Origin of the sequence: Microbacterium sp. F2E, assembly GCF_020905435.1 — a bacterium.
GTDB lineage: Bacteria > Actinomycetota > Actinomycetes > Actinomycetales > Microbacteriaceae > Microbacterium > Microbacterium lacticum.
Genome location: NZ_JAJJIB010000007.1, coordinates 64,751 through 82,177, shown reverse-complemented (window position 1 = coordinate 82,177; position 17,427 = coordinate 64,751). Strand labels below are relative to the sequence as shown.

Genomic DNA, 17,427 nt, shown 5'->3' with positions numbered 1-17,427 from the left:
CGGTCCCGGAAGGCGGCGGAGCTCACTCCTCGCCGCCCGTGAGCGCGACGTAGGCGTCGCGGTCGAGCAGCGCGTCGGCGTCGGCCGGGTCGACCTGGATCTTCACGAGCCACGCACCGAACGCGTCGCCGTTGACCAGGGCGGGGTCGTCGACGACGTCGGCGTTGACCTCGACGACCTCACCGGTCAGCGGCGCGTAGAGCTCGCCGACCGACTTCGTGGACTCGATCTCGCCGCAGACCTCGCCGGCCGTGACGGTCGCGCCGACGGCGGGCAGGTCGACGTAGACGATGTCGCCGAGCTGGTCGGCGGCGTAGTCGGTGATCCCGACGGTGGCGACGTCGCCCGACAGGGCGATCCACTCGTGCTCCTCGGTGTACTTGAGAGCGGCCAGGTCGGCCGTGTTGTCTTCGGTCATGCGTTCCTCCGGTAGAAGGGCAGGGCGGTCACGGTGGCGGGAATGCGGGTGCCCCGCACGTCGATGAGCAGGTCGGTGCCGACGGCGGCGGAGGCCGGGGCGACGAAGGCGAGCGCGATGGTGTGCCCGAGCGTCGGGCTGAGCGCGCCGCTCGTGATCTCGCCGACGGGCGCGCCCTCGGCATCCAGCACGGCGTAGCCGGCGCGGCCCGCGCGGCGCCCCTCTGCGGTGAGCCCCACGAGCACGGGCAGGTCGTCGGAGGCCGCGGCGAGCGCGTCCTTGCCGACGAAGTCGTCCTTGTCCATGGCGACGACGCGGCCGAGCCCGGCCTGCGCGGGCAGGATGTCGGTCGACAGCTCGTGCCCGTGCAGCGGCATGCCGGCCTCGAGGCGCAGCGTGTCGCGCGCCGCGAGTCCCGCGGGGACGAGGCCGAGCGGCTCCCCCGACGCGAGCAGCGCGTCCCACAGCGCGGGCGCGAGCGCATTGGCGACGAGCAGCTCGAATCCGTCCTCGCCGGTGTAGCCCGTGCGGGCGATGAAGAGGTCGTCGCCGCGGAACGTCCCGCCCGACCACGCGTAGTAGCCGAGGTCCGCGAGCGACGGCGTGACGTCGTCGATCCCGGCCGTCGCCTCGACGATCTCCCGGGCGCGCGGGCCCTGCACGGCGATGAGCGCGTGGTCGTCGGAGATGTCGGCGATCTCGATGTCGCCGACGAGCCGGTCGAACTCGGCCGCCACCAGCGCGCGGTTCCCGGCGTTCGAGATGACGAGGAAGTCATCCTCGCCCCGGCGGTACACGATGACGTCGTCGATGACGCCGCCGTTCTCGTCGAGCAGCAGGGAGTACTTCGCCTTGCCGACGCGCATGGTCGAGATGCGGCCGGCCAGCAGGTGGTCGAGCACGGCCCCGGCGCCGACGCCGCGCACCGTGAACTCGGCCATGTGCGAGATGTCGAACAGGCCCGCGGCCTGGCGCACGGCGTGATGCTCGGCGAGGTCGGAGGTGTAGCGGACCGGCATCGACCAGCCGCCGAAGTCGGTGAACGAGGCACCCAGTGCGGCGTGGCGATCGTGGAGCGGAGTGGTACGGAGGTCTGGCACGAGTTCTCCCGGATGGCGGGCGGGCGCCTGCCGTGTTCGGCAGACGTGAACTCCCCCTCTGTCATGGGCCTGAGAGTTTCGCCCCGGCGCCGTGCGCGGGGCTTTCACCGTCGGCGGATCCCCCTCACTGCGGGGATCTCTTTCCAGAGCGGCCGGACGAGAGCGGTACGCGGACCTGAGAGATTGGCGGGGAGGCTTGCTCCTTCGGTGCCCGGCGCCCCTTCGAGAAGAGGATGCCGGGGCTCTCCCGCACACGTCATGCGGCCGATGTTCTGTTGTGCGCCCAGCATAGCCGGTGCGGGTGTTCTGTCACCGCCCGCGCGAGATCGGGTGCGTCGCGCGGGTGGGAGCTCAGCGGGCGGCCGTCGCGTCGATCGTTTGCGTTCAGGTGCGGATGACTCTAAGATCGGACCACCGAGTTAGAGTCACTATGACCACAACCACCTCCACGTCACCCGCTACCGCCCACGCCGACATCCGCGTCGCCGTGTCGACGGTGATCTTCAGCCTGCGCCGCGAGCCCGGCCGGGAGCGACCGAGCGTCGTCATCCCCCTCGTCCGCCGCACGCGCGCACCGCACGAAGGTCAATGGGCCCTCCCCGGCGGCTGGCTCGGAGCCGACGAGGATCTCGAGATGGCGGCGTCGCGCACGCTCCGCGAGACGACGGGGCTCGCGCCGAGCTTCCTCGAGCAGCTCTACGCGTTCGGCGCGGTCGACCGCTCCCCCACCCGCGTCGTCTCGATCGTCTACTGGGCGCTCGTGCGCGAAGACGTGTCCGCACGCCCCGCACCCGAGAACGTCGCCTGGTTCGACGCGACGTCGCTGCCCGCGCTCGCCTTCGACCACAACCAGATCGTCGAGTACGCGCTGTGGCGCCTGCGCAACAAGGTCGGCTACAGCCGCATCGCGCACGGTCTGCTGCCGGAGCTGTTCACCCTCGCCGACCTCCGCGAGGTCTACGAGGCGATCCTCGACCGCCGCCTCGACCCGGCGAACTTCCGCCGACAGGTCGACACGTCCGGCACCCTCATCCCCACCGATGGATTCCGCACCGGCAGCCACCGCCCGGCGCGGCTGTACCGCTACGACCACGACGTGGAACTCGCCGAGCGCGGACCGCTCCCCGAGTGATCGCCCTCCCGAAAGGCATCGACATGACCCTCCTGCAGATCCACCCGCGTCAGCCGGACGCGAGCGTCGACCACGGCATCCAGGCGATCGTGGCGGGCATCTCGACCACTGAGACGTGCAACACCGACCTCGCCGCCGGACCCTGGGACTTCGACGCGCGCCCTGGCTACGGTCCGGGCTCATCGATGGGGGACGTGATCCCGACCGGCGCGCCCCGGCAGGGCGAGCTGCCCGCGGGGTACCGCGAGGCATCCGAGACGGAGCTCCACGCCCGCATCACCGCGGCGAAGACGACGCTCGGCGACCGCGTGGTCGTGCTCGGGCACTTCTACCAGCGCGAAGAGGTGGTGACCCACGCCGACTACGTGGGCGACTCGTTCCAGCTCGCGAACGCCGCGCTCACTCAGCCGCAGGCCGAGGCGATCGTCTTCTGCGGCGTGCACTTCATGGCCGAGACCGCCGACCTGCTCTCCCGGCCCGACCAGGCGGTGATCCTGCCGAACCTCGCCGCCGGCTGCTCGATGGCCGACATGGCCTCGATCGACGAGGTCGAGGACTGCTGGGAGCAGCTCGCCGAGATCTACGGGCCGCTGGATGCCGCGGATGCGGACGGCCTCGTGCCGGTCATCCCGGTCACCTACATGAACTCGTCGGCGGCGCTCAAGGGCTTCGTGGGCCGGCACGGCGGCATCGTCTGCACCTCGTCGAACGCCCGCACGGTGCTCGAGTGGGCGTTCGCGCGCGGGCGCAGGGTGCTGTTCTTCCCCGACCAGCACCTCGGTCGCAACACCGCGAAGGCCATGGGGGTGCCGCTCGAGCAGATGCCGATGTGGAACCCGCGCCGCCCCCTCGGCGGCTCCGCCGAGGCCGAGCTCGGCGATGCCCGGGTCATCCTCTGGCACGGGTTCTGCTCGGTGCACCGACGCTTCACGGTCGACCAGATCGCGGCGGCGCGCGCGGAGCACCCCGGCGTGCGGGTGATCGTGCACCCCGAGTGCCCGATGGCGGTCGTGGATGCCGCGGACGAGGCCGGTTCGACGGACTACATCCGGAAGGCCATCGCCGCCGCGACCGAACCGACGACGTTCGCGATCGGCACCGAGATCAACCTCGTGCAGCGCCTCGCCGCACAGTATCCGCAGCACGAGATCTTCTGCCTCGACCCCGTCGTCTGTCCCTGCTCGACGATGTACCGCATCCACCCCGGCTACCTCGCCTGGGTGCTCGAGGAGCTCGTCGCGGGGCGGGTCGTCAACCGCATCACGGTGCCGGGCGACGTCGCCGACCCCGCGCGCGTCGCGCTCGATCGCATGCTGGCGGCGAAGCCGTGAGCGGCTTCTCCGGTGGGGCGCCGGCTGGTGCCGGCGACCGGGCCGCCGACGGCGCCGCGGTCGTGGTCGTCGGCTCGGGCATCGCCGGACTGACGGCGGCGCTGCACGCCGTGGCATCCGGATGCCGCGTCACCCTCGTGACGAAAGACGCGCTCGAGCACGCGAACACCCGCTTCGCGCAGGGCGGGATCGCCGGCGTGATGTTCGACGACGACAGCGCGGCGGCGCACCTGCGCGACACCCTCGTCGCCGGCGCGGGGCTGTCCGACCCCGAGGCGGCGCGCGTGCTGGTCGACGAGGGCCCGGCGCGCATCCGCGAGCTGATCGCGTGGGGCGTCGCGTTCGACCGCGAGCCCGCCGGCGGGTTCGTGAAGGGCCTCGAGGCGGCCCACTCCTACCCGCGGGTGCTGCACGCCGGCGGGGATGCCACGGGGAGCGCGATCGAGCGGGCGCTCGTCGCGCGCGTGCGGGCCGCCGCGGTGCGGATCGTCGAGCAGGCGTTCCTGCGCGACCTCGTCGTCGAGGCAGGTCGCATCGTCGGGGTCGATCTGCTCGTGGGCGACGGGTCGGCGCCGGTGCGCGAGCGGATCGCGGCCGACGCGGTGATCCTCGCGACCGGCGGGGCTGGGCAGCTCTACGCGCACACGACGAACCCGCCCGTGGCGACCGGCGACGGCATCGCCGCGGCCCTCCGCGCGGGCGCCGCGGTGGTCGATCTGGAGTTCGTCCAGTTCCACCCGACGGTGCTTCCAGGGAGCGCGGCGGAGGCGCCGTTCCTCGTGTCGGAGGCGGTCCGTGGCGAGGGCGCGGTTCTCCGCGACGAGCAGGGGCGCCGGTTCATGCTCGAGGTGCACCCCGATGCGGAGCTCGCCCCGCGCGATGTCGTGGCGCGGACGATCGCCGAGGTGATGGCGGCGCAGGACGGCCGGCCCGTGCTGCTCGACGCGACCGGGCTCCGCCCCACGCGCAAGCAGACGACGGCGTTCCTCGCGGCGCGCTTTCCGACGATCGATGCGGCGGTGCGGGAGCGCGGCGACGACTGGGCGCGCGAGCCGATCGCGGTGACGCCCGCGGCGCACTACCTGATGGGCGGGGTGACGACCGACCTGTCCGGACGCACGAGCGTGCCGGACCTCTACGCCGTGGGCGAGGTCGCCCGCACGGGCGTGCACGGCGCCAACCGGCTCGCGTCGAACTCGCTGCTCGAGGGCGCCGTGTTCGGCGCGCGCGCCGGCGACGCGGTGGCCGCCGACGTCCGCTCGGGAGCGTGGCCGGACCCCGCGGGCTTCGCCCGGGGCGCCGCCGCTCCCCCGCCGCCGGCCGAATCGGGTGCCGTGGGGGTCCCGTTCAGCCGGGCCGCCCTGCAGGAGCTGATGTGGCGCGACGCCGGACTCGTGCGCGATGCGCCCGGGCTCGCGCACGCGGCATCCGTCATCGCCGGCTGGCGCGGGCGGGCTCTCGCGACGCCGGTCACCGAGGCCGACCACGAGGACGCGAACCTGCTGCAGGTGGCCGCCGCCCTCGTCGCGGCCGCGCTCGCCCGCCCCGAATCGGTCGGCGCGCACACGCGGCGCGACGCGCTGGCGGGACGTATGCAGGAGATCCGCACCGGAGCCGCCGATCTCGGCCCCGAAACCGCCCCATCAGGGTCAGTTCTCCTGCAATCGTCACACGGCCCCGCCCGAGATGACGCCGCAGCGCCTCCCGCCGCCGAGCTGGTGCCGACGGCGCCCGAGCCGCTGGTGGCGGCGCCCGAGCCACTGGTGGCGGCGCCCGAACCGGCCGGGCGCGACGCGCCGGCGGGAGGTATGCAGGAGATTCCCGCCGGAACCGCCGATTTCGGCCCCGAAACCGCCCCTCCGGAGTCAGTTCTCCTGCAATCGTCACGCGACCCCGACGGGGCGACGCCTGATCGGGTTCGGGGCGACCGGGCGGAGGTCACGGCATGCTGACGCGGAGCCACATCGAGGCCGTCGTGCGCGCCACGCTCGACGAAGATGCCCCGTGGGGCGACCTCACGAGCGAGACCCTGATCCCCGCGGATGCGACGGCGACGGCCGACCTGCGGGCGCGGGAGGACGGCGTCTTCAGCGGCGGGGAGGTGTTCGCCGCCGCGTTCGCCCTGACCGATCCGCGCATCGAGGTCGATCTGCTGCGCCGCGACGGCGACGCGTTCGGCGCCGGCGACGTGCTCGCCCGGGTCACCGGTCCCGCCCGCGGCGTGCTCACGGCGGAGCGGATCGGGCTGAACTTCGCGCAGCGCATGTCGGGCATCGCGACCCTGACCGCCGCGTACGTCGCCGCCGTCGCGCATACGACCGCGCGCATCGTCGACACCCGCAAGACGACGCCGGGGCTCCGACGGTTCGAGCGGCACGCGGTGCGCAGCGGCGGCGGCCGGAATCACCGCTTCAGCCTCTCCGACGCGGTGATGGCCAAGGACAACCACCTCGCCGTGCTCACCGCCCGGCACGGGTCGGTGACCGAGGCGCTCCGCGCCGCGCGCGCGGCGCTCCCGCACACCGCCCACCTCGAGGTCGAGATCGACCGCCTCGACCAGCTCGACGCCGTGCTCGCCGCCGGCACGGGCCCCGCGGGCGTCGGCACGATCATGCTCGACAACTTCAGCATCGACGACCTCCGCACCGGCGTCGCCCGCATCGGCGGGCGGACGATCGTGGAGGCATCCGGCGGCGTCGCGCTCGACACCGTCGCCGCGATCGCGGAAACCGGCGTCGACGTCATCTCGGTCGGCGCGCTCACGCACTCCGCCCGCGCGCTCGACCTCGGGCTCGACGCGCGCGTCGAAGGCTGACGCCGGTGCTCTACCTCGACCACGCCGCCACTACGCCGGTGCGCCCCGAGGTGCTCGAGGCGATGCTCCCCTACCTCACGGACCGGTTCGGCAACCCCTCCAGCCATCACACGGTCGGCGAGGCCGCCGCCTCCGCCCTCGCCGACGCGCGAGCGCGGGTGGCGGACGTGCTCGGCGTGCGGGCGTCCGACGTCGTGTTCACCTCGGGGGGCACCGAGGCCGACAACCTCGCGATCAAAGGTCTCGCGATCGGGGCGCTGCTCCGCCGCCGCGATCCGCGCCGCGCGCTCGGCACGCTGAACACATCCAGCACGGCCGGCATGGCCGAACCGCCGGTGCACGTGATCACGACCGCGATCGAGCACGAGGCGGTCCTCGCCTCGTGCGACTACCTCGAGCGCGTGCACGGCATGGCCGTGACACGACTGGCGGTGGATGCCACGGGCACCGTGTCACCGGACAATCTCGCCGCGGCGATCCGCCCCGAGACGGCGGTCGTGAGCATCGGCTACGCCAACAACGAGGTCGGCACGGTGCAGGACGTGGCGGCACTGTCGGCGGTCACCGCCGCCGCGCGCGTGCCGCTGCACCTCGACGCGGTGCAGGCGGCGGGCTGGCTGCCGCTGCGCGGCACCGGCGCCGACGCTCTCTCGATCGCGGGCCACAAGCTCGGCGCGCCCGCCGGGATCGGCGTGCTCGCGGTGGGGTCGCGGCTCCCCCTCGAACCGGTGCTCCACGGCGGCGGTCAGGAACGCGACCGCCGCAGCGGCACCGAGAACGTCGCCGGCGCCGTCGGCCTCGCCGTGGCGCTCGAGCGTGCCGAGGCCGAGCGCGCCGAGGCATCCGCCCGGGTCGGCGCGCTCCGCGACCGGTTCGCCCGGCGGGTGCTCTCGCTCGTGCCGACCGCCCGGCTCACCGGGCATCCGACCCGACGCCTGCCCGGCACGGCGAGCTTCACCTTCGCGGGCACGAGCGGCGAGGCCGTGCTGCTCGAACTCGAGCGGCGCGGGGTCGTCACCTCGAGCGGCTCGGCGTGCGCGGCGGGCAGCGACGAGCCCTCGCACGTGCTGCTCGCGTGCGGGATCGATCCCGCCACGGCGCAGACCGCCGTGCGCTTCACCTTCGCGCACGGGCACACCGCCGACCTCGATCCGGTCGCGGACGCGGTCGCGGCGGCCGTCGCGGCGGTACGATCGGGCGCGTGAGCATCGCCGCAGATCCAACTCCGGACGCCCCCGCCGCGCCGGACGCCCTGGTGACCGTGATCATGCCCGGTCGCGACGTCGCCGACTACGTCGCCGAGGCCCTCTCCTCGCTCCGCGCACAGACCCTCACCCGCTGGCGGGCGATCCTCGTCGACGACGCATCGCGCGACGCGACGGCCGAGCTGTTCGCGCGCGCCGCCGCATCCGACCCGCGGTTCCGGCTCGTGCGTCTGGAGCGCCCGCGCGGACTCGGCGCGGCGCGCAACGTCGGGCTCGACCTCGTCGAGACGCCGTACGTCGCGTTCCTCGACGCCGACGACGTCATGACCCCGACCGCGCTCGAGCGTCTGGTCGCGACCCTCTCGGCCTCCGGCAGCGACGTCGCCGTCGGCGCGTACGTGCGGCTGCGGCCGGACGTCGACGGCGGGTACGTCACGGGCGAGGTGCAGCCGTGGGTGCGCGCCGCGAACGACCCGGAGCGCCGCGGCACGACCCTCGCCGAGCATCCGGAGATCTCGGGGAACGTCGTCGCCTGGTCGAAGCTCAGCCGCGTGGAGCTGTGGCGCCGGAACACCCTCCGCTTCCCCGAGGGCGCCCTCTACGAGGACCAGGTCGTCGTGCAGCTGCTCTACGTGCACGCGCGCGCGATCGATGTCATCCCCGACGTCGTCGTGCACTGGCGCGAGCGCGCCGACGGCTCCTCGCTCACCCAGCGCAAGGCGGCCGTCGCCGTGCTCAGCGACTACCTCACGGGCATGCGCGACGGCATCGCGATCCTCGACAGCGCGGGCCACCGCGCGGCGGCGCGCGCCCGCGTGCGCCTGATCCTCGAGATGGACACGCCGCCGCTCGTGCGCATCGCCGAGGGGCACCCGGATGCCACGTACCGCCGACTCCTCGGGGAGTTCGTGCGCGAGCTCACCGCACGCGCCGACCTCGAGGCGCTCGAGCTCGATCCGCAGACGGCGGCGCTGCGCTCGGCCGCCGTGCTGTGGTGACCCGCTCCCGCGGGGTCGCCCGTTGCGGCTAGGGTGAACGGCATGACCGGCACCCCCGAGAACCTCCCCGAGACGCCCGACGGCCCCGACCTGGGCGCGCTGCGCGACGAGATCGACGAGCTGAAGAAGACGCCCGCCGAGGAGCTCATCAGCCCCGTTCCGACCGCCGTCGAAGAGGACGAGCCCACGCCGGTACCGACCGACGCCATCGGCTCGGCCGACGAGGACGACGCGAAGCCCGCGCACTGACCACGACCCCCGCGCACTGACCACGGCCGCGCGCACCGACCCAAAGCCGCGCACTGACCGCGACCCCGCTCGCTGACGGACGGCCCCGCCGCGCCTCACTCCACGAACTGCCAGGCCGGTTCCGGAGCGCTCTGCGCGGGCGGATCGGCCAGCAGTCGTGCCGCATCGGTGCCCGCCGCACCGTCGGGTGCCTTGTCGGCCCGGCGCTCAGGCAGCGCGGCGCGGCCCGGCGCCGCGGCATCCATCCCGGCGATCGTCGCGGCGGCCATCTGCTCCGCCGCGAGCTCGGCGTAGAGACCGCCGCGGGCGAGCAGCTCGGCGTGCGTGCCCGACTCGACGATCCGACCGGCGTCGACGACGTGGATGACATCGGCGCCGACCACCGTCGACAGCCGGTGTGCGATCGACAGGGTGGTGCGCCCGGATGAGGCCGCCTCGAGCGCCTCCTGCACGACCCGCTCCGAGACGGTATCGAGCGCGCTCGTCGCCTCATCGAGCAGCAGCACCGGTGGGTCCTTCAGCAGCACCCGGGCGATCGCGATGCGCTGCTTCTCGCCGCCGGACAGGCGGTAGCCGCGCTCGCCGACGATGGTGTCGTAGCCGTCCTCGAAGCTCTCGATGATGTGGTGGATGTTGGCGGCACGGCACGCGGCCTCGATCTCGGCGTCGGTCGCGTCAGGCTTCGCGTAGCGCAGGTTCTCGCGGATCGTCGCGTGGAAGAGGTAGGTCTCCTGCGTGACGATGCCGATGTGGTCGATGATCGACTCCTGCATGAGGCCGCGCACGTCCGCCCCGGAGAAGAGCACCTCCCCCGCGCTCGCCTCGTAGAACCGCGGCGCGAGGTAGAGCACCGTGGTCTTGCCGGCGCCCGACGGCCCGACGAAGGCTACATGCTGACCGTGCTCGGCGACGAACGAGACACCGCCGAGGGTCGGGCGGGCGTCCGGCGCCGCGTCGGGGTAGCGGAACACCACGTCGCGGAACTCGATCCGGCCGACCGGCCCGGGCGCGTCTGCGACCGTGATCGCGCCGGGCGCGTCCTGGATGGCGGGCACGAGGTCGAGGTACTCGAAGATGCGCGCGAACAGCGCGCGGGAGGTCTGCAGGTCGAGCGCGACCCGCATGAGGCCCATGAGCGGCTGCAGCAGCCGCGCCTGCACCGTCGTGAACGCGACGACGGTGCCGGCCGTGATCGTCGCGCCGCCCGCGCTGCCCGTCAGCAGATAGCCTGCGACGAGGTAGATCACCGCGGGGACGGATGCCATGAGCACCTGCACGACCGCCAAGAACCCCTGCCCGCTCATCGCCCGCTGCACCTGCAGGCGCACCTGGTTGGCGTTCTCCTCGCGGTAGCGCGTCGACTCGGTGCGCTGGCGGTTGAACGACTTCGACAGCAGGATGCCCGACACGGACAGTGTCTCCTGCGTGATCGTCGTGAGCTCCGACAGCGATTCCTGCGTCTGCCCGGCGATCCGGGCGCGCACCTGACCGACGCGCCGCTGCACGAAGATCAGGATCGGCATGAGGAAGACGGCGATGAGGGTGAGGCGCCAGTCGATCAGGATCATCGCGACGAGCGCCGAGATCACGGTCACGACGTTGCCGAGGATGCTCGTGACGGTATTCGTGAGCACTCCCGACACGCCGCCGACGTCGTTCTGCAGACGCGACTGGATCACGCCTGTCTTCGTGCGCGTGAAGAACCCCAGCTCCATCGCCTGCAGATGGTCGAACAGGCGCACCCGCAGGTCGCCGGTGACCGCGTTGCCGACCGTCGAGGTGAGCCAGGTCTGCGCGATGCCGAGTGCCGCGGAGAGGAGGAACAGCCCGATCATCGCCGCGACCAGACGCCACAGCAGCGCGATGTCGACCCCGGAGCCGTCGGTGGGGAAGAGCGCCTGGTCGAAGATCTGCTGCACGATCAGCGGCGGGATGACCCCGATCGCGGCACCGGCGATCACCAGCAGCGCAGTCAGGAGCAGCCGTCCGCGGTAGGGGCGGAACATCTCCCGCACCCGCGCGCCCAGGTTCGGGATCTTCGGCGCCTGCGCGTTGAGTTTGCGCTGCGCCTCCGCATCCACCCCGCGGAAACCGCCTCCGCGGCCGCCCGGACCGCCCGCCATGCTCATCCGGCAACTTTAGCCAGCGGCGGGGACACCGGGGCGGATGCCGGGCAGAAGCCGGCTCAGCCGAGGCCGGAGACCAGGTTGATCACGGTGGCGAGGATGACCGCGCCGAACAGGTAGGCGATGAGTGTCTGCGCGATGACGATCCGGCGGATCTCGTTCGTCGTGACATCGGTGTCGGCGACCTGATAGGTCATCCCGAGCCCGACCGAGAAGTAGCCGAAGTCGGAGTACATGGGCGGTTCGTCCTGATTGAAGTCGATGCCGCCGCGCGCGCCGTCCTCGACCCGCGAGTAGTAGCGGTGCGCGTAGCGCAGCATGTAATCGACCTGGATCAGCGCCCACGAGAAGGTGACCGCGGCGATCGCGACCGCGGCGATCGCGAACGCCGTCGCCGGGTCGCTATGGCTGCGCACGAGCACGGCGATGACCGCGCCGAGGCTCGCGACGCTCCCGATCAGCGAGATCGCCCGCGCGACGGTGCGCCCCGGATCCTCCGCCGTCGCGTGCGAGCGCGTGCTCTCGGCATCCATCGGCCACAGCGCCACCAGCAGCCACACCACGTTGACGAAGGCGACCGCCGTCCAGCCGACGAGGAGGCCCGCCACCCAGTCGAGGAGGGGGATCGCGATCGCGGCGGCGGCGACGCCCACCGCGACGGAGACGGGGCCGCGGACGGCGAGGCGCGAATTCAGGTGGTGGGATGCCATGGGCGAATCGTCTCACCCCGCACGGGAATACGATGTCAGGCCCCCCGGTTAGCTTTGAGGTTTCCACCGGCCACGCCGTCTCGCGCGGTCGCAGCCCCTGCCGCAGGCATCGCGTCAGCGCCTCCCCGCCCCCGATGACCTTCAGGAGTTCCCATGGCACACGTCGACACCGACACCGCCCACACCGCGCCGGCGACGGTGGGCGCGAAGGAGAACCGCGTCATCTGGCTGCTGCTGGCGGCCGCGTTCGTCGCGATCCTCAATGAGACCACGATGGGCGTCGCGATCCCGCACCTGATCGGCGACCTCGGCATCACGGCCGTGGATGCCCAGTGGCTGACCACCGCGTTCATGCTGACCATGGCGGTCGTGATCCCGACGACCGGGTTCCTGCTCAACCGCTTCTCGACGCGGGCGATGTTCGCGACGGCGATGGGCCTCTTCTCGGCGGGCACGTTCGTCGCGCTCGTCGCGCCCGGGTACGAGGTGCTGCTCGTGGCGCGGGTCATCCAGGCATCCGGCACCGCCATCATGATGCCGCTGCTCATGACGACCCTCATGACGGTCGTCCCGCCGCACCTGCGCGGACGGATGATGGGCCGCGTCAGCATCGTGATGTCGCTCGCCCCCGCGATCGGCCCGACGATGGCCGGCGTCATCCTCGACACGCTCAGCTGGCGGTGGATCTTCGCGATCGTGCTGCCGATCGCGCTCATCGCGCTGGTCGTGGGCGTGCGCTGGATCCCCAACATCGGTGAGCGCACCCACGCGCCGCTCGATGTCGTGTCGGTCATCCTCTCCGCGTTCGGCTTCGGCGGGCTGGTCTTCGGACTCAGCCAGATCGGCGGCGCCGGCCACGGCGGGGCGACGGCCGCGGGCGCCACGACGACGCTCGTCGTCTCGCTCGCCGTCGGCGTCGTCGCGCTCGCTCTCTTCATCTGGCGCCAGATCTCGCTGCAGAAGGTCGACGACGCGCTGCTCGACCTCCGGATCTTCCGCTCGCGCAACTTCTCGCTGTCGGTCGCGCACTTCGCGGTGATGTCGCTCGCCTTCTTCGGCACGATCACGGCGCTGCCCCTGTACCTGCAGGGGACGCTCGGGCTGTCGGCGACCGAGTCCGGCCTCGTCGTGCTGCCGGGCGCCGTCGCGATGGGCCTGCTCGGCCCGGTGATCGGGCGCATCTACGACCGCTGGGGCACCACGGTGCTGCTCGTGCCGGGCACGATCGTCGTGCTCGCGATCCTGTGGAGCTTCACCCTGCTCACCGAGACGACTCCGGTGTGGCTGCTCGTCGTGACCCAGACAGTGCTCTCGGTGGGCCTCGCGATGTCGTTCACACCGCTGTTCACGGCGTCGCTCGGCTCCCTCGAGCCGAGGTACTACTCCTACGGAAGCGCCACCGTCTCCACCGTGCAGCAGGTCGCCGGGGCCGCCGGGATCGCCCTGCTCATCACCGTCATGTCGTCGGTGTCGGCGGGCGCCACCGCACCGGGCGCGTCCGCTGCCGCCTCCGGCGCCGCGGGGGCGCGGGCGGCGTTCCTGCTGGCGGCGATCATCGCGACGCCGTTGCTGGTCAGCGCCGTCCTCATCCGCAAGCCCGCCGACTCGATCGGCGAAGGCGCGCGAGCAGCGCACTGAGCGGGATTCGGCCGGTCGCGTGTCAACCCCCGGCGCCCGGCGACGGGCGGCGCCGTAGCGTTGCGGCATGGACACGCTCAACGGAAAGAAGATCGTGTTCATCGCGACCGACGGCTATGCGCGTGGACGAGGACTCCGTGGCCTTCGCCACGGCGTTCTTCGCGGCGCACAAGCCCGTCGGCGCGATCTGCCACGCCGCGTGGACCCTTGTCGAGGGCGACGTCGTGCGAGGCCGGACGCTGACGAGCTATCCGAGTCTGCAGACCGATCTGCGCAACGCCGGCGCGACGTGGGTGGATGAAGAGGTGGCGGTCGACGACGGGCTCGTCACGAGCCGCACTCCGGATGACCTGCCCGCCTTCAACGCGAAGCTCATCGAAGAGTGTGCCGAGGGCGAGCACGCCGGCCAGACGGCCTGACCGCGCTCCGCGCCGGCTGAGCCCTCGACGGGGGCGTCAGTTCGTGCTGCAGCACCCGCCGCCGCAGCACGAGGCGCCCTCGTCGGCGCCGGCGAGCAGGTTCAGCTCCTCGGGCACGGGCTGAAGCGTGGGAGTGGGGAGGTTCGACGTGGCCATGGCACGATTCTAACGCCGCGCCGGACGGCGGAGGCGAAGAACCTGTCAACCCCCGTGTAGGTCGGCGGCGGATCGGATTAGCCTGGGTCTACGAAGCCGTCGACGGCCGTCGACGCGAGTCGAGAGCGAGGACCCCATGCCTGATCTTCCCGTCGCCGATTCCGGCGTCGCCACGTCCGAGGGTTCGCCCGTCGGCGAGTCCATCCGCACCGCCCCCTCCGCCGAGGCATCCCTCGGCTCCACCACCGACACGGGCGCACCCGCTCCCAGCGACCGCAATGCCCTCACCGTCGGCGCGGACGGGCCGATCCTGCTGCACGACGTGCACTTCGTGAACCAGATGGCTCACTTCAACCGTGAGCGCGTGCCCGAGCGGAACGTCCACGCCAAGGGCTCGGGTGCGTTCGGTCACTTCGAGACCACCGAGGACGTGAGCGCGTTCACGAAGGCGGGCCTGTTCCAGCCCGGCGCCGTCACCGACATGCTGGCGCGCTTCTCGACCGTCGCCGGCGAGCAGGGCTCTCCCGACACCTGGCGCGACCCGCGCGGGTTCGCGCTGAAGTTCTACACCGATGAGGGCAACTACGACCTCGTCGGCAACAACACGCCAATCTTCTTCATCCGCGATGCGATGAAGTTCCCGCACTTCATCCGCTCGCAGAAGCGCCGCGGCGGCAACGGCCTTCGCGACAACAACATGCAGTGGGATTTCTGGACGCTGAACCCGGAGTCCGCTCATCAGGTCACGTATCTCATGGGCGACCGCGGCATCCCGCGCTCCTATCGCACCATGAACGGCTACGGGTCGCACACGTACATGTGGGTCAACGCGGCCGGCGATCGGTTCTGGGTCAAGTACCACTTCCACAGCGATCAGGGGGTGGAAGGCCTTACGGATGAGGACGCGACGCGCATCGCGGGAGAGGACGCCGACTTCCACCGCCGAGACCTGTACGAGGCGATCGACCGGGGCGAGTTCCCCTCGTGGACCCTGTCGGTGCAGGTCATGCCGTACGAGCAGGCCCGCGACTATCACCTGAACCCGTTCGACCTCACCAAGGTGTGGCCGCACGCGGATATTCCGTTGCGCAAGGTCGGCACGATGACGCTCGACCGCAATCCCGAGAACTTCTTCGCCGAGATCGAGCAGGCGGCGTTCGAGCCGTCGGCGCTCGTGCCCGGCATCGGGTTCTCGCCCGACAAGATGTTGCTCGGGAGGGCGTTCGCCTACGCCGACACGCACCGGCACCGCATCGGCGCGAACTATCTGCAGCTGCCCGTCAACCGCCCGCACGTCGAGGTGAACACCTACACCAAGGACGGCCCGATGGCGTATGAGCACACGGGAGACGCCCCCGTGTACGCGCCGAACTCGTTCGGCCGCGGGTACGCCGACAACGTCGGCGAGGTCGACCCGGGGTGGGAGACCGACGGACCGATGGTGCGCGAGGCCTACACGCTGCGCCCGGACGACGACGACTTCTCGCAGGCCGGGGCGCTCGTGCGCGACGTCTGGAACGACGAGCAGCGCGCCGCCTTCGTGAAGACGGTCGCGGGGCACCTGCTGGGCGGCGTGACGGGCGACGTCCTCGAGCGCGCCTTCTCGTACTGGCGGCACGTCGACGAGGCGACGGGGGCCGAGATCGAGCGGCTCGTCCGCGCCGACGCGGACCTCGGTGCGCCGGGCGCGCAAGACGACGCGGCCAAAGAGAATGCTTCGGACCCGATCGTCGAGCCGAACACGAACGCCGCCACCTGAGCGGTGACGGCGTTCGCGCGTCGCGTCTGAGCGCCGGGCATCCTCTGACGGATGCCGGCGCTCAGACGCCGAGCTTCTTCGCGGCCTTCTTGGCAGCCTTGTCTACGACCTTCCGCGACTGCGCGCGCGCCTTCCGCAGCGACGGGTCGTCCCAGAGGTGCTTGGCGGCCTTGCTGATCTCGCGGTAGCGAGCGCGACCGGCGCGTGCGCCGAGGATGTACGCGCCGACCCCGACGACTCCGACAGTGAGCCAGAACTTGAATCCGGACATGGATGTCCACCCTTCGATAATCGTGTCTCCACGCTAGACCGGGCGACGTCAGCGCGCGAAGGGGTTGACACCGCGCGGCGGTTCCGGCATCACCGCCGCGAGGAGCTCGTCGGGCTCGAAGCCTCCGTCGGGTGGTCCGCCTATACCAACGATCCGGCGCGCCTCGCGGCGGCGATCGCAGCGTCGCTCCACGTGGTCACCGCTCGACGCGTCGATATCGCTAGACGTTGAAACGGAACTCCACCACGTCGCCGTCCCGCCGCCGTTCAGCACGGCTGAGCATCGTCCGCGCAAGAACAGCACCGGTCAAGCCCGCCATCACCGCGATGCCGATGAACATGTACAAGTAGCCAGCACCACCGGTCACGGCAGCCACAACTCCGAAGGCGAGCCACAGCACCGCCGCCCCGACACTTGCGCCGACGGTCCCGATGAGGACGCGCGACGCGCTCGGTCGTCCGAGTTGCCGGTCACGCAACCAGATCGCGGTCACCCCGCCCGCGCATGCTGTCAGGCCCGTCCCGATACCGAAACCCGCGCCCAGAGCGATCCAATAAAATAAGCCTCCCCAGCCAGCCTGTGCGCGGTAGTCCGCGTTCCCGGTGAGGTACAGTGCAAGCCCGCAAAAGAGCCCGAGCATCGCTGATGCAACAATCGCCAACCCGAGGGTTGACCGATAACGCCGCCAGATCATGCTCACGCGCTCAATCCCAATCCATACCGCTAACTGAAGCGGAACTCCACCACTACTCGTCCCTGCGACCGAGCGGCCACGGATCGTACTTCACATCAGCGAAGTCAGCGACTTCAGCACGAAGGCGTGTCGCAACACGCACGCCCTCTCGCGCCACCGTTCGCGCGCCGCATCGCTCTTCCAACCGTCGAACGGGTCGAAGTTCGCCTCCCACAGCGCATTCCAGTCGGCCATATCTCGTGTCAGGTCCTCTGACAGTCCGTACATCTCCGGTGTGGTCGTGTAGCCGACGTCCCACGCGGGAGTCGAGTTCTCCCACAGAGGCCAGTTTCGGCCGTACTCGGGGAAGAGACGGATCACGCGACGCGCGCGAGCCTTACCGCTCATCGTCCCTCCCTTCCTTTCA

General features: G+C 71.6%; 15 protein-coding genes, 2 pseudogenes and 1 riboswitch. Of the genes and pseudogenes, 10 read left to right on the top strand and 7 right to left on the bottom strand.

From position 1 onward, the window contains the following. Positions 1 to 22: 22 nt before the first annotated feature. Positions 23 to 418 (bottom strand): glycine cleavage system protein GcvH, encoded by a 396-nt coding sequence (gene gcvH, locus LOK55_RS07360; RefSeq protein WP_229934854.1) that lies wholly within the window; start codon positions 416 to 418, stop codon positions 23 to 25. Beyond that, positions 415 to 1,518: a glycine cleavage system aminomethyltransferase GcvT gene (gene gcvT / locus LOK55_RS07355; protein ID WP_229934853.1), complete on the bottom strand. Its 1,104-nt coding sequence runs from the start codon at positions 1,516 to 1,518 to the stop codon at positions 415 to 417. The genes gcvH and gcvT overlap by 4 nt, the downstream gene beginning before the upstream one ends. A gap of 153 nt (positions 1,519 to 1,671) precedes the next feature. Further along, a riboswitch (glycine riboswitch) is annotated at positions 1,672 to 1,778 on the bottom strand. A 170-nt stretch (positions 1,779 to 1,948) separates the two neighbouring features. On the opposite strand from gcvT, the gene LOK55_RS07350 reads away from it, so the two are divergent. The 7 genes and pseudogenes from LOK55_RS07350 to LOK55_RS07320 all read left to right on the top strand — a co-directional run bounded on the left by LOK55_RS07350 (position 1,949) and on the right by LOK55_RS07320 (position 9,248). Continuing rightward, positions 1,949 to 2,650, top strand: a complete 702-nt coding sequence (locus tag LOK55_RS07350) for an NUDIX domain-containing protein (RefSeq protein ID WP_229934852.1) — start codon at positions 1,949 to 1,951, stop codon at positions 2,648 to 2,650. A 23-nt stretch (positions 2,651 to 2,673) separates the two neighbouring features. Continuing rightward, positions 2,674 to 3,981: a quinolinate synthase NadA gene (gene nadA / locus LOK55_RS07345; protein ID WP_229934851.1), complete on the top strand. Its 1,308-nt coding sequence runs from the start codon at positions 2,674 to 2,676 to the stop codon at positions 3,979 to 3,981. Between the two features lie 62 nt (positions 3,982 to 4,043). Then, positions 4,044 to 5,561, top strand: a pseudogene (gene nadB / locus LOK55_RS07340) (L-aspartate oxidase); the annotation flags it as partial. 365 nt (positions 5,562 to 5,926) lie between these two features. Beyond that, positions 5,927 to 6,796, top strand: a complete 870-nt coding sequence (gene nadC / locus LOK55_RS07335; protein WP_141380367.1) for a carboxylating nicotinate-nucleotide diphosphorylase — start codon at positions 5,927 to 5,929, stop codon at positions 6,794 to 6,796. A gap of 5 nt (positions 6,797 to 6,801) precedes the next feature. Next, positions 6,802 to 8,001: a cysteine desulfurase family protein gene (locus LOK55_RS07330; RefSeq protein ID WP_229934850.1), complete on the top strand. Its 1,200-nt coding sequence runs from the start codon at positions 6,802 to 6,804 to the stop codon at positions 7,999 to 8,001. Then, positions 7,998 to 8,999, top strand: coding sequence for a glycosyltransferase family 2 protein (locus tag LOK55_RS07325; RefSeq protein WP_374107629.1), 1,002 nt, complete (start codon positions 7,998 to 8,000; stop codon positions 8,997 to 8,999). The genes LOK55_RS07330 and LOK55_RS07325 overlap by 4 nt, the downstream gene beginning before the upstream one ends. Positions 9,000 to 9,041: 42 nt before the next feature. Beyond that, positions 9,042 to 9,248, top strand: a complete 207-nt coding sequence (locus LOK55_RS07320; protein ID WP_229934849.1) for a hypothetical protein — start codon at positions 9,042 to 9,044, stop codon at positions 9,246 to 9,248. Positions 9,249 to 9,343: 95 nt separating this feature from the next. Here LOK55_RS07320 and LOK55_RS07315 read toward each other — a convergent pair whose 3' ends face one another. After that, positions 9,344 to 11,371, bottom strand: a complete 2,028-nt coding sequence (locus tag LOK55_RS07315; protein ID WP_229934899.1) for an ABC transporter ATP-binding protein — start codon at positions 11,369 to 11,371, stop codon at positions 9,344 to 9,346. Between the two features lie 62 nt (positions 11,372 to 11,433). Continuing rightward, the gene (locus tag LOK55_RS07310; protein WP_229934848.1) at positions 11,434 to 12,084 is read right to left on the bottom strand and encodes a DUF1345 domain-containing protein; all 651 of its coding nucleotides are present in this window, start codon (positions 12,082 to 12,084) and stop codon (positions 11,434 to 11,436) included. Positions 12,085 to 12,237: 153 nt separating this feature from the next. Here LOK55_RS07310 and LOK55_RS07305 point away from each other — a divergent pair, with 153 nt between their 5' ends. From LOK55_RS07305 to LOK55_RS07295, 3 genes and pseudogenes are all read left to right on the top strand, one after another. Next, positions 12,238 to 13,722, top strand: a complete 1,485-nt coding sequence (locus LOK55_RS07305) for a DHA2 family efflux MFS transporter permease subunit (RefSeq protein ID WP_229934847.1) — start codon at positions 12,238 to 12,240, stop codon at positions 13,720 to 13,722. A 116-nt stretch (positions 13,723 to 13,838) separates the two neighbouring features. Next, a pseudogene (locus LOK55_RS07300) lies at positions 13,839 to 14,141 on the top strand (DJ-1/PfpI family protein); the annotation flags it as partial. Between the two features lie 292 nt (positions 14,142 to 14,433). Next, positions 14,434 to 16,056, top strand: coding sequence for a catalase (locus tag LOK55_RS07295; RefSeq protein WP_229934846.1), 1,623 nt, complete (start codon positions 14,434 to 14,436; stop codon positions 16,054 to 16,056). A 61-nt stretch (positions 16,057 to 16,117) separates the two neighbouring features. On the opposite strand, the gene LOK55_RS07290 is transcribed toward LOK55_RS07295, so the two are convergent. From LOK55_RS07290 to LOK55_RS07280, 3 genes are all read right to left on the bottom strand, one after another. Beyond that, positions 16,118 to 16,327: a hypothetical protein gene (locus LOK55_RS07290; protein ID WP_229934845.1), complete on the bottom strand. Its 210-nt coding sequence runs from the start codon at positions 16,325 to 16,327 to the stop codon at positions 16,118 to 16,120. A 220-nt stretch (positions 16,328 to 16,547) separates the two neighbouring features. Further along, entirely contained in the window at positions 16,548 to 17,027 is a 480-nt protein-coding gene (locus LOK55_RS07285) for a hypothetical protein (protein ID WP_229934844.1), read from the bottom strand. Between the two features lie 84 nt (positions 17,028 to 17,111). After that, positions 17,112 to 17,408: a hypothetical protein gene (locus LOK55_RS07280; protein WP_229934843.1), complete on the bottom strand. Its 297-nt coding sequence runs from the start codon at positions 17,406 to 17,408 to the stop codon at positions 17,112 to 17,114. Positions 17,409 to 17,427: the final 19 nt, after the last annotated feature.

What these genes read in the sequence shown, in the direction of transcription:
- nadA (WP_229934851.1), top strand. Translation starts at nt 2,674, where the DNA reads ATGACCCTCCTGCAGATCCACCCGCGTCAGCCGGACGCGAGCGTCGAC.
- LOK55_RS07290 (WP_229934845.1), bottom strand. Translation starts at nt 16,327, where the DNA reads ATGTCCGGATTCAAGTTCTGGCTCACTGTCGGAGTCGTCGGGGTCGGC.
- LOK55_RS07280 (WP_229934843.1), bottom strand. Translation starts at nt 17,408, where the DNA reads ATGAGCGGTAAGGCTCGCGCGCGTCGCGTGATCCGTCTCTTCCCCGAG.
- LOK55_RS07295 (WP_229934846.1), top strand. Translation starts at nt 14,434, where the DNA reads ATGCCTGATCTTCCCGTCGCCGATTCCGGCGTCGCCACGTCCGAGGGT.
- LOK55_RS07310 (WP_229934848.1), bottom strand. Translation starts at nt 12,084, where the DNA reads ATGGCATCCCACCACCTGAATTCGCGCCTCGCCGTCCGCGGCCCCGTC.
- nadC (WP_141380367.1), top strand. Translation starts at nt 5,927, where the DNA reads ATGCTGACGCGGAGCCACATCGAGGCCGTCGTGCGCGCCACGCTCGAC.
- LOK55_RS07305 (WP_229934847.1), top strand. Translation starts at nt 12,238, where the DNA reads ATGGCACACGTCGACACCGACACCGCCCACACCGCGCCGGCGACGGTG.
- LOK55_RS07320 (WP_229934849.1), top strand. Translation starts at nt 9,042, where the DNA reads ATGACCGGCACCCCCGAGAACCTCCCCGAGACGCCCGACGGCCCCGAC.
- gcvH (WP_229934854.1), bottom strand. Translation starts at nt 418, where the DNA reads ATGACCGAAGACAACACGGCCGACCTGGCCGCTCTCAAGTACACCGAG.
- LOK55_RS07315 (WP_229934899.1), bottom strand. Translation starts at nt 11,371, where the DNA reads ATGGCGGGCGGTCCGGGCGGCCGCGGAGGCGGTTTCCGCGGGGTGGAT.
- LOK55_RS07350 (WP_229934852.1), top strand. Translation starts at nt 1,949, where the DNA reads ATGACCACAACCACCTCCACGTCACCCGCTACCGCCCACGCCGACATC.